Raw genomic sequence first — 14008 nt, 5'->3', positions numbered from 1 at the left:
CGGCGATGGGGTTCATTGCCGCATTTCTAAAAAACGGAGGGTTCTATGGGAAAAACAATTCTGGAAATGATAGATATCAAGAAAAGTTTTTCCGGGATCTATGCATTGTCAGGGATCAATTTTTCCCTGGAAATGGGCGAGGTTCATGCGCTTCTGGGAGAAAATGGAGCGGGTAAATCAACGCTTATCAAGGTCCTTGGAGGAATTTATAAACCGGACAGCGGGACAATCGAGATTAATGGTCAGGAAGTTGAGATAAATGGTGTTTCGGACGCCCAGGAGAAAGGAATCGGAATCATACATCAGGAGATCGTCCTGGTTCCGTATCTGACGGTCGCGCAGAACCTGTTCCTGGGACGGGAAATCAAGACGAAATTCGGCACCGTGGATATGCGGGAGACGAACCGCCGGGCAGGCGAGATGCTGGCAAACCTCGGGGTCAATATCCACCCGGATACGCTGGTAGAATCTTTGACGATCGCCCAGCAGCAGATGGTTGAGATTGTAAAGGCGGTATCCTTCGACGGACGGATCATCGTCATGGACGAGCCGACGTCCTCCCTTTCCAATGACGAGGTAGAACAGTTATTTGGAATCATTGAGAGATTAAAAGCAAAACAGGTAAGCATTATATATATTTCCCACCGTATGGAAGAACTGTTCCGGATCTCGGATCGGGTTACCATCATCCGCGATGGCGCCTATGTGGGAACGAAAAAAACATCGGAGACGAATGCGAACGAGCTGGTAGCCATGATGGTAGGACGGGAGTTAGAGAGCTTCTATGCCAGAGATTACAACGATCTGGGACATGCAGAAACGGCGTTGGAAGTGAAGAATTTAACCTGTGAGGGTGTGTTCTCAGATATCAGCTTCCGGGTAAGAAAGGGAGAGATCCTGGGATTTGCGGGTCTGGTCGGAGCCGGACGAAGCGAGATCATGGAATGTATCTTTGGAGCCAGAAAATACCAGAGCGGAACCATTCTTTTAAATGGAAAGGAAGTCCGCTTCACGACACCGATCCAGGCAATCAAGGCGGGCATCGGACTGGTGCCGGAGGATCGGAAAAAACAGGGACTTGTCCTTGGCAATACGGTCGGTTTTAACCTCACGCTGGCATCGATTGACTCTTATATTAACGGAATTGCCATCAGCGACCGGAAATGTCAGGAAGTGATTGATTATTATAAAGAAAAGCTTCATATCAAAGCAGTGGCAGACCGGGTGGAACTGGTGGAAGCGGGAAGTCTTTCCGGCGGAAACCAGCAGAAGATTGTCCTTGGAAAATGGCTGGCAATCAAGCCGGATGTCCTGATTCTGGACGAGCCGACGAGAGGTGTCGATGTCAATGCGAAGTTTGAGATTTATTCCGTTATTAATGAGCTGGCGAAAGCGGGTATCGCCGTTATCATGGTATCCAGCGAGCTGCCGGAGATCATCAATATGTGCGATAACGTATGTGTCATCAAGGCGGGAAGAATGACGGGAATACTCGGAAGAGAAGAACTGGATCAGGAGAGAATCATGCAGTATGCAGCAGGAGGCGAAGAGTGATGAACGGAAAGAAAAGTACAGCAGGCAATTCGGTACTCTCGGTATTTACCGGAAATACAGGAATTATTGGAGTGCTGGTTATCTTATGTGTGGTAGTCGCACTGGCAACCGATAAATTTTTGACACCGAGCAATATCATTTCAGTGCTCAGACAGATTTCCATTAATACATACATTGCACTGGGAATGACGTTGATTATTATTCTCGGACACATCGATCTGGCAGTTGGCGCGATCGTAGCGATGAGCGGAACTCTGACGGTAGGATTTGTAGTTAATCAGGGACTTCCGATTGGCGTAGCGATTGCGGCTGGCATCATCATCGGTGTTGTGGCTGGTCTGATTGATGGTATGGTTGTATCGAAATTCCGTGTTCCGGCATTTATCATTACGATGGCAATGATGAATGTCTGCAACGGTATCGCGTATGTATATTCGGGCGGACAGTCCACCCGTATTACGGATAAGTTTTTCATTGCAATCGGAACGGGTTATCTGTTTAACATTATTCCGCTGCCGGTTGTCTATATGATTATTTTAATTATCGTATTTAGTTTTCTGCTTTCTAAAACAAAATTTGGTACCTATGTGTATGCAATCGGCGGAAACCGTGAGGCGGCGCGTCTCTCAGGTGTTCCGATCAAGAAAGTCGAGATCATCGTGTTTACATTGTCGGGCGCTCTGGCGGCGTTTGCAGGTCTGGTTCTGGCATCGAGAATGTATTCCGGACAGCCGTCCGTCGGAAGTGGCTATGAGATGGATGCGATCGCAGCCTGTGTCCTCGGCGGAACCTCGATGGCAGGTGGACGCGGACGTATCAGCGGCACAGTATTCGGTGCGATGGTAATCGGTATTATTTCCAATGGTCTGAATCTGATCGGTGTCAGCTCCTACTGGCAGCTGATTGTAAAGGGTCTGATCATTGCCTGCGCGGTTGTACTGGATTCCCAGAAGGGCAATCTGGCACTCCTCAGAAAAAAGAAATGATTCCAAGAGCACATTTAGAAAGGCAAGGAGAGAAGAATGGACTTTTTCAGAAAAATGTCATTTGCGGATTCGACCGGTGACGCGATTCCGTTTTATCATGAAGGTAAATATCATATTTTTTCACTGACATCCCCGCCAGGAACCACGGTATATCCGGCGAGACTGCGTACTACATGGAGCCACTCTGTTTCGGAGGATCTGGTGCACTGGGAGGAGCTGCCGACAGCCCTGTATCCGGGCGAGGGCGATGAGCCGGATGCGTCCGGCGTGTGGACGGGCTCGGTTATCTACGGCGAAGGAAAATATCACGCATTCTATACGGGTTACTGCCTGACGGCAGAATATCAGCAGACGATCTGCCATGCGACGAGCGAGGATGGTATCACCTGGACGAAGGACGCGGCAAACCCGGTTATCACGCCGATGATAGAGTTATATGAAAAGCTGGACTGGCGTGATCCGTATGTATTTTATAATGAGGAAGATAAATGCTACTGGATTCTGATCTCGGCGAGACGGCTGGATATGCCGGTGACAAGACGCGGCTGTATCGTCCTGTACCGCTCAAAGGATCTGGTAAACTGGGAGTATTATGGTCCGTTGTATTCGGCAGGCAATACGAATTGTCCGGAATGTAGCGAGATGTACAAGATAGGCGATACCTGGTATCTTTCCTATTCCCGCTTTTCCGAGTTTGTCAACACGATTTACCGCACTTCCAAATCTCCGTTTGGACCGTGGAAAAAGCCGAAGAAAGACGGCATCGGCGGACGCCGCTTCTATGCAGCTAAATCCATGCAGGATGACAACGGGCGCCGTTTCTACTTTGCCTGGGCGCATGACCGTGCAGAAAACAGCGACCGCGGCGAGTGGTACTGGGGTGGCACGTTCTGTATTCCGCATGAGGTCGTTGCAACGTCAGACGGACAGCTGGATGTGAAGCTTCCGGAAGAATATGTAAACTGCTTTAAAGAGAAAGTTGACTGGAAATACCTTCCGGTCATGGGAGAATACAAGCTGTATGGAGATACAACGGTTGAGCTGGATGGATGCGGGACAACCTCGTATGGTTTCCTGGAGCAGCCGGAAGAAAAGTTCCTGTTTACCGGCACGGTGATCCCGAAAGAAGCGAATGATTCCTTCGGAATCCTGTTGAAATCCGACTGGGAGGCAAGCGGCTGCCTGTTCTTAGAGTTTGATGTGGCGATGCAGCGAGTGTCCCTTCTGTCCCTGCCGATGGGAGTTGACCCGTTCTGGGAGCAGTCCTGCCAGGCAGTTCCGAAGGCAACCGAACCGGGACCGGATGGCGTTCGGGTGGCTGAGAAGACCTTTGAGATTAAAGATGGACAGGCAATTGATGTAAAGATTTCGGTGGATCATGATATGGTTGAGGTGTTCGTGGGCGAGCAGGTGGCATTTACCTATCGTATTTTCCGGAAACCGGAGTACGAGATCGGTCTGCTGGCGCAGGACGCGAAAGTAGAATTTGCAAATATCGCGATTCGGAAGTAAAATTCCTTGTGAGAGACGAACGGATGTGGCTGTCCGCCTGTGAGAGGGCTGGATGGCGGCACCATTGATATAACTTGTAATACGGAGGATGATTCGTATGAGAATAAAAACAGACATCACAGCGCTGGGAGAGCTTCTGATTGATTTTACTCCAGCAGGTGTTTCACAGCAGGGAATGCGTCTGTTTGAGCAGAATCCGGGAGGTGCGCCGGCCAATCTGCTGGCGGCTGCTGCGAAATTTGGAAGGAAGACAGCATTTATTGGCAAGGTGGGTAAGGATATGCACGGCGATTTCCTGAAGGAAACCCTGATCCGGGCAGGTATCAATACGGACAACCTGATTCAGGATGAGAAGTATTTTACCACGCTTGCATTTGTAAGCCTGAAAGAAAACGGGGAGCGCGAATTTGCCTTTGCGAGAAAGCCGGGGGCAGATACGAATCTGTGCATGAAAGAGATCGATCCGGAGATCCTGGAAAATACGAGAGTATTTCATGTCGGTTCCCTGTCGCTGACCGATGATCCATCCCGGACGGCAACCTATGAGGCGATCAATATTGCTAGAAACAGCGGTGCGGTGATTTCCTACGATCCGAACTACCGGGCGGCGCTCTGGAGTGATCCGGAGACCGCACAGCTTCGGATGCAGTCGCTGATTCCCTATGTAGATATGATGAAGATTTCGGATGAAGAAACCTCGCTTCTGACCCCCTATCAGGACCCGGAGGAAGCGATTCAGTATCTGCTCCGTCAGGGCGTGCACCTGGTGGCAGTGACGCTCGGAAGAGATGGCGCCCTGATCGGCAATGAAAATGGAATCGTAAAAGCGGAGGGCTTTTCCTCCCATGCGGTCGATACAACCGGCGCTGGTGATTCCTTCTGGGGAGGTTTTCTCGCCTCCTATCTGCAGGAAGAAACCTCGCCGGAACACCTGACCCGGGCGCAGATGATTCAGTTTGGCAGGGTCGGCAACGCAGTGGCAAGCCTGTGCGTCGAACGCCGCGGCGGAATCTCGGCAATTCCGGAGATGGAGGAGATTGAAGAGAGCTGAGAGGCTAGAAGAAAAGATGGAGTAAGTAGTTGGTAACTAGCCTCAGATTGGTCATCTGTGAATGACACAAAACCCCAGAGAGCGGCAACTCTCTGGGGTTTTGTTGTGTGACCGTTTGGATATATTAATATTCCTCCACATGCAGCAGATGATGTGCACGATCGGATAACGGAGCTTCAAGATACTCGTCATACAGTGTCTGAACGGCCTGGTTTTCATGGCTGAAGCGGATTGCGCTGTTTACATCATAAGCACGCAGGCACTGGTCGCGGTCTGCGCAGTCCTCGGCTTATTCTGGAAAGATGGGCGGATCGGCTGACCGCCGCCGTTGATACAGCCGCCCGGACATGCCATGACTTCAACGAAATCATAGCGGCATTCGCCGCGTTTCATCGCCTGAATGAGGCGTCTGGCCTCTCCTAGGCTGCTGAGTGCTGCACAGTGCAGTTTCACACCCTTGATATCGATTTCCAGTTCCTTAAAGGAACCGATCTGGCGCAGAACCTTCAGCGGACTCTGCTCGCCGATCTCCGGATTTTCACCGGTTACGGTGTGGTAAGCGGTACGAAGCGCTGCTTCCAGTACGCCGCCGCTGGCACCGAAGATCACACCGGCTCCGGTTGCTTCACCGAGAGGATCGTCAAAATCGCACTCCGAAAGTCTGGATACATCGATATGATCGGCCTTGATGAGACGGCATATCTCACGGGTGATCAGAACATAATCAATATCTTGTCCGGTTCCGGCGCTGTCCATGCCCGGAAGAATCAGTTCGCGCTTCTTGGACATACACGGCATGATGGAAACACAGGTGATATTTTCCGGTGCAATGCCTTTTTTCTGTGCAAAATAAGTTTTGATGACAGCACCGAACATCTGCTGCGGGGACTTGGCAGTGGAAAGCTGCGGCAGAAGCTCCGGATACTGGCTCTTTGCAAAGCTGACCCAGCCAGGGCAGCAGGAGGTGAACATTGGCCAGCTGTATTTATCCGGCTGCTGTAAGCGGGCTAAAAGCTCGTTGCTTTCCTCCATAATGGTCAGGTCGGCTGCAAAGTCAACATCGAATACATAGTCAAATCCAACGGATTTTAAGGTGGATACGAAACGTCTGTCAGTAGCAAATTCCGGGGAAAGACCAAATTCTTCACCCCATGCGGCCCGGACAGCCGGAGCGACAACCGCTACGGTTACCTTGTCATCATTTGCCAGTTCACCGTGGATACCATTGATGGCTTCCACATCATCCCGCTCCTGGAGAGCGGCAGTCGGGCAGTGGGTAACGCACTGTCCGCAGAGAGAACAGTCGGATTCTTTGATTTCCAGATTGTGGGAAACATCGACGGTTGTATGAGAACCGGTTCCGGACACATCCCAGATATTTAAGGTCTGGATCTTGTCGCAGATCTGGACGCAGCGCATGCATTTGATACATTTTCCTGCATCACGGATCAGTGGGAAAGTAGAAGTCCAGATCATTTCCGGATATTCGTTTTTATAACGGTCAACGGTCAGGTTCAGATCACTTGCCACCTGTTTTAATTCACAGTTGGAACTGCGCACACAGGTGGGACAGTTGGTGTGATGCTGGGAAAGAAGCAGTTCCACGTTGATCTTGCGGGCTTCGCGGACCGCGGGGAGTTTGTGAGAATCTCCATGCCTTCCTGAACCTGGTTGTTGCAGGAGGTAACGAGATGGTGGATTCCCTTCACTTCTACAACGCAGACACGGCAGGCACCGATCTCATTGATATCTTTCAGATAGCAAAGATAAGGAACGTGAAAACCGTTGTCGCGACAGGCGTCCAGAATCCGGGTTCCTTCTGGAACCTGCAGTGGTATATTATTAATTTTGATGGATACAAGATTCGTATTTACCATGATGTGGTCCGCCCTCCTTTGAAGTTTCCATAACCGAAGTGATCACAGCGCAGGCAGCGTCTGGCTTCCTGGCCAGCCTCCTTGAGGCTCATGCCGCATTCGGTAAGTGTAAAGTCACATTTGCGTTCTCCGGCAGGACGCTCTGTCAGGTTGACACGTCCGCAAGGAGTACGGTCGGAGAGATCCGGTTCCGGAATCTTCACATCGCAGGTAATCTCGTGGTTGTAGCCGAGATACTGGTCGATGTTGGCTGCGGCTACCTTGCCGGCAGCGATTGCACGGATCACGGTTGCCGGTCCGGTTGCACAGTCGCCTCCGGCGAAGATACCCGGCATATTCTGAATGGAGGTCCATCCGGTTGCCTGGATGATGCCCCATTTTGCGTCGATACCCTGTTCTACGAAGTAACGGCTTTCGATGCCCTGACCCACAGCTGCGATGACGATATCACATTCAACCGGGATAGAGTCGGTGCCGATAGCCTTCGGTGAAGGACGTCCGCCGCGGATTTCTCCCGGCATCTGCTGGCTTACCCAGAGAGCTTTTACCTGGCCGTCCTCGTCTGCTTCAATCCGCTCCGGTGCGTAAAGTTCCATGATCTCTACGCCTTCAGCCATGGCACTTTCAACCTCTTCCGGAAGAGCTGTCATATCAGCTTTGCGGCGTCTGTAGGCAACTGCCACCTTGTCTGCGCCCAGGCGGACAGAAGAACGGGCTACGTCCATGGCTACGTTGCCGCCGCCGATAACACAGACCTTCTTGCCGCTAAGATCTGGATATTTGCCGTCACCGATGGCACGTAAGAATTCGACGGCTGAGATAACACCGCCGGCATCTTCTCCCTCAATACCAATCTTTTTATCACTATGAGCGCCGATGGCGATGTAGATAGCATCATATTCTTTGCGGAGTTCTTCCAGAGACAGCTGTCCCGGCTCATTGCCGACTGAAGTTTCGAGACGGACTTCCACACCGGTTTCCAGAATAACATTGATATCATCCTGCAGGCGCGCTCGTGGCAGGCGGTAGCTTGGAATTCCGTACAGCAGCATGCCACCGAGTTTCTTGCGTTTTTCAAATACAGTGGTCTGATGTCCCATCAGCTGCAGATAATAAGCAGCGCTCAGGCCGCTGGGGCCGCCGCCGATGATCGCGATGCGCTTGCCGGTGGAGGTTGGACAGGCCGGTGCCGGTACATATCCTGCCATATCCACAGCTACACGTTTGATACCGCGGATATTGATAGAATTATCCAGCATGTTGCGGCGGCAGCGGGACTCGCATGGGTGCTCGCATACCAGCGCACAGGCGGTTGGGAATGGGTTATCCTTGCGGATCAGGCGGACTGCATCGGCATAGCGTCCTTCGCCGGTCAGGGCGATGTAACCCGGAATATCAACTCCGGCCGGGCACAGAGCTACGCAGGGAACCGGCTGATCAAGATTACTGCGGCAGCGGTTGTGTAAGATATGTTCCATAAAATCCTCTTTGAAGCCGTCCAGTCCTTTTAAAACCATCTGGGCAGCGGTATAGCCGATGGCACAGTCAGCCGTGCTTTCGATGACACGGGCTGTTTCCTCCAGCATGGTTAAATGCTTCATGGTTCCTTTTCCGTTCAGGATGTCTTCCAGAAGATTGGAGAGCTGCGCGAGACCGATTCGGCAGGGAACACATTTGCCGCAGGTTTGTGCATGGCACATTTTTAAAAATGCAGCGGTCAGATCGACAGGACACAGGCCCGGCGGGCTGGCGATGATACGCCGCTCCAGATCCTTGTAAAGCCCTTCTACGACATTCTGAGCCTCGCTGTTAGTAGGTATAACGAGTCTGCTCATAAGGTGTAAACTCCTTTCATAAATGTGAAATAAAATGCGTTATATTTTTCGATGCAATTATGTGTTTACTATAGCATAAAACGAGCGAAAAATACAAGATATTTATTGCAAAATATCTAAAAAGAAATGAAAGTGAGGTAAAAACAGATAAAATAGATAAGAAAGATAGGTATAAAGTGTGAAAAAATGTTGAATATATAGCTGCGGTAATTTCATGACAATTAAAAAGTGATGAAATTGTGGATTGCTCGCAATTAAAATATCATATTTATGAAAATCACAACCATATATATGAAAATAATAAGGCGAAAATTCTATGATATTTTTGGCTTTACAGACGTTCAGTAAAAAACGGCAGGAGCCGTCAAGCTGCGCTCCTGCCGTTGGGTCCGCCCTGACTGTTTTTGTTCAGTCCGCAGGCGTGTTCAAATTCGCGAAGTTTCTGTTCTGCCTCGGGGGTCAGATGGTTCGGGACATCGATCTGAACCGTCACGTACTGATTGCCATGGATGGACGGATTCTTCATGGAAACAACGCCTTTTCCCTTTAATTTAATCTTGGTTCCCGACTGCGTCCCGGCTGCGATCTTGCACAGGACATTGCCGTACAGGGTGGAAACCAGCGCCTCACCGCCGAAGACTGCGGTGGTAAACGGAATGCGGACGGTCGAGTAAACGTCCATCTCCTTGCGCTCCCATCCCGGTTTTGCGGTGACGGTGATATTTAAAAGAAGATCGCCCGCCTCGCCGCCGCCCGTTCCCGGCATGCCCTTTCCTTTCAGACGGATAGATTTACCGGTATCGATGCCCGCTGGGATGTGAACCTGTAAAGACTGGCGCTTGCCGGTCTGTGGGTTCTGCAGAGTGATGAGCTTCTCGCAGCCGGATACGGCTTCATCAAAGCTTATGGTTACATCGGACGTGAGGTTAGAACCTTTCTCACGGGAATTGGCGCTGTGAAAGCCCTGACTGCCGCCGAAGCCGCCAAAGCCAGACCCGCCGCCAAAATGAGCGCTAGAACCGCCAAAACTGGAACCACCGGTAAAATGAGTCCCAGAGCCGCCAAACCCGGAACCGCCCGTGAAATGTCGGCTGCGGGAACTGCCGCCCGAACTCTTGCCGTGGAACATGCCGCCAAACATATCTCCAAAAATGTCACCCATATCGTCCATGTCATCCCCGGTAAAATGGTATTCTGCATAACCGCCCGGACCGCTCTGATAGTGCCAGGCACCGCCCTGACCGGTACCGCCAAAGCCGGAGCCAAATGGACCATTTCCAGAAGCGCCGGCACTGCCAGCTCCGCCGTATGCGGCGCTGTTCGGGTCAAATGCGGCGTGACCGAAGCGATCGTAGAGTTTCTTTTTTTCTGGATCACTTAAGATCGAATAGGCTTCGTTGACATCCTTAAACATCTGCTCTGCCTGGGGATTACCGGCATTGGAATCCGGGTGATACTTTTTGGCAAGTTTCCGGAATGCCTTTTTGATCGTCTCCGCACTGGCGTCCCGCTTTATCCCCAGTATGTCATAATAGTCTCTTTTCTCTGCCATTGATTATCACCTCCGTAGATGCAGTGATTTAAGTTTCAATTATTTAGGTTATGATAAAAGATTGGGTATGATAGAAGCTGCCGCATTCCTGCGACAGCTCCTGAAGCTATCTGGCTGCTGGCAACACAATGTGTGAGCCGCAGCTGCCTATCTGATTATTAACCTTCGATGGAAACGAAATGCTTCTCTTCAACCGCTTTCTTTTCCAGCTCTTTCGGGAAGGTCAGGGTCAGAGTGCCATTTTCAAATTTGGCATGGATATCCTTTTCTTCCAAGTTCTCGCCGACGTAGAAGCTTCTGCTTACATTGCCGCTGTAGCGTTCCTGGCGGATATATTTAACGGTTTTCTGCTCGGCTTTAGCGTCCTTCTTGGAAGCATCTGATTCTGCGGTCGTTGCATTTTTCTGATTCTCCTCCGGCATATCTTTCGATGTGACTTCTTTCGAACCGCTGACGGTCAGATAGCCATCTTTCAGCTCAATCTGAAGTTCGTCTTTCTTAAATCCCGGCAGGTCGATGGAAACTTCATAATCCTTATCGGTTTCCTTGACATCCGTCTTCATCAGCTGGGAAGAGGAAGCGCCATACAGTCTCTGGTTAAAGCTCGGGAAGGAAAAATCCATCCAGTTATCAAAGTTATCAAATACACTATTATTAAAAATACTCGGCATATACATAAGTCATCTCTCCTTTTAGTTATCTGTAAATGTCTTTGTAGTTATCATCTATGTAAAAACATTGGGAGGAAAAGGGGAACTCATTCATTTCCTTGTCCTTTCCTTTGTTCTAGCTGTAATATAACACACATAATTAGCACTGTCAAGAGGTGAGTGCTAATTTTCTGTGAAGTTTTTGTGAACAACGCAATTATTCACGGGTAGGCACTTTTGGAACCGAAAGTACCGTAATGATAACAGGCAGACACCTTCGCTCTGAAAGTGCCTGCCTGTTACGGAGCAGTTCCTATGTTTTTATATGATTTCTTCCACTGGCGGGTGCTGCTGTTTCCGGGTCCAGTAGATATAATATCCGATGTTCAGGATGATGCCGACGATCGTAGAAACCGGGGCTGCGAGACCGATTTTCGTCAGGCTGGCGTCCGGCTGGATACTCATGAAATACGCTAGCGGGAGACGCACCAGAAGCGTCTGGATGAGTCCCTGTGTCATAACCCAGAGTGTCTGGTTATTTCCGTTGAAATATCCGATCATGCTGAACAGAACCGCGGTCACGATGGACTCAAGTGCGAATCCTTTCAGGTAATCATAGCTGTTCTGGATGACCGCCGCATCCGTCGAGAAGAAGCCGGACAGGATATCGCCCTTTAGGAGAACCAGGGTAAAGACGATACAGCCGACGCACAGACCGACGCCGATTCCCGTAAAAAGGGTGTGCTTGGCACGCTTGACTTTCCCTGCCCCTACGTTTTGGGAGACGAAGGAAGCCATCGACTGCATCAGGGCGCTCGGGACGAGCATGGCGAAATTGACGATCTTGCAGGCTACACCGTAACCGGAGGATGCCTCCAGTCCCAGGCGGTTGACGAACGCGCACAGGGCTAAGAAGGAAAGCTGGGTTAAAAATTCCTGGAGCGCGAGCGGCAGCCCGATGGAAAGAAATTTCGGGCACTGGGTGTTGAACCGGAAATCATGCCGGGTGATCGTAAATGGCAGTTTTTTCTTAATTAAAAGAAGAATAGCAAATACGACGCTGAGCGCCTGCGCGGAGACGGTCGCGATGGCGGCGCCGGCGGCGTCCATATGAAGACCAGCTACCAGTGCGAGGTCGCCGATCACATTGACGATGCAGGCAACCAGGACAAAGAGAAGCGGCGACTGGCTGTCACCGAGCCCGCGGAAGATGGCGGACAGCAGGTTGTAGGCGACGATGAAGAAAATGCCGCCTCCGCAGATGCGGATGTAGCTGGCGGTCAGATCCACCGCCTCCTCGGGCGCCTGCATGAGAATGGCGATCGGGCGGGCAAAAAAGACCATGACGACGAATAAAACGGCGGAAATGAGCGTAAACACGATCGAAGCTCCGCCGACAACCGCGCCGATCTGCTGCGGTTTCTTTTCACCGAGATAGCGGGCGATCAAAACCGTGATACCCATAGCGAACTGGATTACGACGAAGGTGACGAGGTTTAAGACCTGGCTGCCGGTGGAGACAGCGGAAAGGCCGGAAGTCGAACCGAACCGTCCAACCACCAGCAGATCGACCGCGCCGTATGCCGCCTGCAGAATCAGTGCGCCGAGTACCGGAATCATGAAGGCAATCAGTTTTTTCAGAATACTGCCTTGTGTAAAATCAGCTTTATCATTGTTCATGGGAATCCCTCCGTTTGCACATAATCTGATAAAATGTCTCCATCGTCTGAACCATCTGGCGGGCATCTTCCTCAGAGATGGTATCTAAAGATGGGGCGAGCGCGCTGAAGTATTCGGCGTCATACGTCTGTGAGAGCGCCCTGCCCGCTTCGGTGATGGAAATGTAGGTGATGCGTCTGTCGTCCGGCGAGGTTTTCTTTTGCAGATAACCACCCGTCTCCATCTCCTTGACGGTCCGGGTCACGCCGGGGCGCGGCAGGTTCAGCGCATCGCTGATGTCCGATATTTTCACGTGGACGCCGTTTCGTTCCAGCGACTGGATGACATCCAGATATTGAATATAGGAGGAAGTGACTCCCTTCGGCAGCGGCGGAAGCATATCCCGGATCCGCTTGCCCTGATAACAGGCGTCCAACATCCGCTTGATTGTTTCGATGGTCATATAGAAAGTCTCCTTATCAAATAGTTGCTTGCGATAATTACCATAGATAATTATATAGGGAAATGAGAAGTTGTCAAGAAAAAAATACCGCCAGCTCCCGGGATGGGCGCTGACGGCGCGTGTTGTTATAATGTAAGGGCAGTTGTGTTGCTGTTTGTATGTAGGTGGGCAGCAACACAGAATGCAGCGGCGTGGCATTTTATGAAGTATGAAAAATTTCCATAGCCGCAATGTGTTTGGATAGTACGTTCACTTTCCATGGTATTTACCATAAATAATAGTAATTACTTTACTTCAACTAATTCGATCTTGAAGTTCAGCTCCTTACCAGCCATCTCATGATTGGCGTCAAACGTGATATTTACTTCATCCTTTGCGATAACCTTTACCGGGAACGGCTGTCCCATCTGGTTGGTTAAGTAAACCTGCTGACCTACCTGCAGTTCCTCGGAACCCGGCAGTTTGGCAATCTCAAGCTCCAGAATTGCGTTCGGATCCGGCATGCCGTAAGCTTCCTCCGGCATCAGGTGGATCTCCTTTACCTCGCCGACTTCCATATCAGCGACAGCGGCATCGAAGCCCTTGATCATCTGACCGGCGCCGCAGACGAACTCCAGCGGTTCGCCGCGATCGTAGGAAGAATCGAACTGTGTGCCATCGTTAAAAGTACCTCTGTAATGTGTGCGGCAGGTTTTGCCGACGTTGCGTCCTGTGATTTCAGACATTTTAAAATCCTCCAAATGATATTGATATGCGGTAATGGACAATTTTCCTCAAACGGACAATTTCCAGTGATTTCAGATGCATATTTATCAGTATACTAGAAAACAAGGCGAATGGGAAGAGAAATGTTGTCTCTCCGGTACCGA

Annotated in this window: 13 protein-coding genes; 4 read left to right on the top strand and 9 right to left on the bottom strand. The window is 50.6% G+C overall.

The window, feature by feature from the left end:
• Positions 1-45 precede the first annotated feature (45 nt).
• From DWX91_RS08250 to DWX91_RS08235, 4 genes are all read left to right on the top strand, one after another.
• Entirely contained in the window at positions 46-1554 is a 1509-nt protein-coding gene (locus DWX91_RS08250; RefSeq protein WP_118481781.1) for a sugar ABC transporter ATP-binding protein, read from the top strand.
• Positions 1554-2540 carry an ABC transporter permease gene (locus DWX91_RS08245; protein ID WP_118473019.1) on the top strand — a complete coding sequence of 329 codons (987 nt, stop codon included), beginning with the start codon at positions 1554-1556 and terminating at the stop codon, positions 2538-2540. The genes DWX91_RS08250 and DWX91_RS08245 overlap by 1 nt, the downstream gene beginning before the upstream one ends.
• A 36-nt stretch (positions 2541-2576) precedes the next feature.
• Positions 2577-4052, top strand: a complete 1476-nt coding sequence (locus DWX91_RS08240) for a glycoside hydrolase family 32 protein (protein ID WP_118473018.1) — start codon at positions 2577-2579, stop codon at positions 4050-4052.
• A 97-nt stretch (positions 4053-4149) separates the two neighbouring features.
• Positions 4150-5103, top strand: coding sequence for a carbohydrate kinase family protein (locus DWX91_RS08235; RefSeq protein WP_182427361.1), 954 nt, complete (start codon positions 4150-4152; stop codon positions 5101-5103).
• Positions 5104-5227: 124 nt separating this feature from the next.
• Here the strand turns inward: DWX91_RS08235 and DWX91_RS18010 are convergent, their stop codons facing one another.
• The 9 genes from DWX91_RS18010 to DWX91_RS08200 all read right to left on the bottom strand — a co-directional run bounded on the left by DWX91_RS18010 (position 5228) and on the right by DWX91_RS08200 (position 13864).
• Positions 5228-5335 (bottom strand): iron hydrogenase small subunit, encoded by a 108-nt coding sequence (locus DWX91_RS18010; protein WP_412693862.1) that lies wholly within the window; start codon positions 5333-5335, stop codon positions 5228-5230.
• Positions 5336-5343: 8 nt separating this feature from the next.
• Positions 5344-6708: a [FeFe] hydrogenase, group A gene (locus tag DWX91_RS08230; RefSeq protein WP_412693857.1), complete on the bottom strand. Its 1365-nt coding sequence runs from the start codon at positions 6706-6708 to the stop codon at positions 5344-5346.
• Positions 6639-6980: a 2Fe-2S iron-sulfur cluster-binding protein gene (locus tag DWX91_RS18005; protein ID WP_412693856.1), complete on the bottom strand. Its 342-nt coding sequence runs from the start codon at positions 6978-6980 to the stop codon at positions 6639-6641. Before DWX91_RS18005 ends, DWX91_RS08230 begins: the two co-directional genes overlap by 70 nt.
• On the bottom strand, positions 6974-8815 hold the full coding sequence (locus DWX91_RS08225) for an NAD(P)-binding protein (RefSeq protein ID WP_118473016.1): 1842 nt from the start codon (positions 8813-8815) through the stop codon (positions 6974-6976). The genes DWX91_RS18005 and DWX91_RS08225 overlap by 7 nt, the downstream gene beginning before the upstream one ends.
• Positions 8816-9179: 364 nt before the next feature.
• A complete protein-coding gene (locus tag DWX91_RS08220; protein ID WP_118473015.1) occupies positions 9180-10367 on the bottom strand; it encodes a DnaJ C-terminal domain-containing protein in 1188 nt (395 codons plus the stop codon).
• A gap of 158 nt (positions 10368-10525) precedes the next feature.
• Positions 10526-11044, bottom strand: coding sequence for an Hsp20/alpha crystallin family protein (locus tag DWX91_RS08215; protein WP_118473014.1), 519 nt, complete (start codon positions 11042-11044; stop codon positions 10526-10528).
• Positions 11045-11338: 294 nt separating this feature from the next.
• The gene (locus DWX91_RS08210; protein ID WP_118473013.1) at positions 11339-12697 is read right to left on the bottom strand and encodes an MATE family efflux transporter; all 1359 of its coding nucleotides are present in this window, start codon (positions 12695-12697) and stop codon (positions 11339-11341) included.
• Positions 12687-13139 carry a MarR family winged helix-turn-helix transcriptional regulator gene (locus tag DWX91_RS08205; protein ID WP_118473012.1) on the bottom strand — a complete coding sequence of 151 codons (453 nt, stop codon included), beginning with the start codon at positions 13137-13139 and terminating at the stop codon, positions 12687-12689. The genes DWX91_RS08210 and DWX91_RS08205 overlap by 11 nt, the downstream gene beginning before the upstream one ends.
• 284 nt (positions 13140-13423) lie before the next feature.
• Positions 13424-13864, bottom strand: a complete 441-nt coding sequence (locus DWX91_RS08200; protein ID WP_022359593.1) for an FKBP-type peptidyl-prolyl cis-trans isomerase — start codon at positions 13862-13864, stop codon at positions 13424-13426.
• Positions 13865-14008 lie beyond the last annotated feature (144 nt).

Origin of the sequence: Clostridium sp. AF22-10, assembly GCF_003478725.1 — a bacterium.
GTDB classification, from domain to species: Bacteria; Bacillota; Clostridia; order Lachnospirales; family Lachnospiraceae; genus Otoolea; species Otoolea fessa.
This window is presented reverse-complemented; position numbering and strand designations above follow the sequence as displayed.

Bases quoted from the DNA above. Each gene is read 5' to 3' on its own strand.
- DWX91_RS18005 (WP_412693856.1), bottom strand. From the start codon at position 6,980: ATGGTAAATACGAATCTTGTATCCATCAAAATTAATAATATACCACTG.
- DWX91_RS08250 (WP_118481781.1), top strand. From the start codon at position 46: ATGGGAAAAACAATTCTGGAAATGATAGATATCAAGAAAAGTTTTTCC.
- DWX91_RS08200 (WP_022359593.1), bottom strand. From the start codon at position 13,864: ATGTCTGAAATCACAGGACGCAACGTCGGCAAAACCTGCCGCACACAT.
- DWX91_RS08240 (WP_118473018.1), top strand. From the start codon at position 2,577: ATGGACTTTTTCAGAAAAATGTCATTTGCGGATTCGACCGGTGACGCG.
- DWX91_RS08245 (WP_118473019.1), top strand. From the start codon at position 1,554: ATGAACGGAAAGAAAAGTACAGCAGGCAATTCGGTACTCTCGGTATTT.
- DWX91_RS08220 (WP_118473015.1), bottom strand. From the start codon at position 10,367: ATGGCAGAGAAAAGAGACTATTATGACATACTGGGGATAAAGCGGGAC.
- DWX91_RS08225 (WP_118473016.1), bottom strand. From the start codon at position 8,815: ATGAGCAGACTCGTTATACCTACTAACAGCGAGGCTCAGAATGTCGTA.
- DWX91_RS08210 (WP_118473013.1), bottom strand. From the start codon at position 12,697: ATGAACAATGATAAAGCTGATTTTACACAAGGCAGTATTCTGAAAAAA.
- DWX91_RS08235 (WP_182427361.1), top strand. From the start codon at position 4,150: ATGAGAATAAAAACAGACATCACAGCGCTGGGAGAGCTTCTGATTGAT.
- DWX91_RS08205 (WP_118473012.1), bottom strand. From the start codon at position 13,139: ATGACCATCGAAACAATCAAGCGGATGTTGGACGCCTGTTATCAGGGC.
- DWX91_RS08215 (WP_118473014.1), bottom strand. From the start codon at position 11,044: ATGTATATGCCGAGTATTTTTAATAATAGTGTATTTGATAACTTTGAT.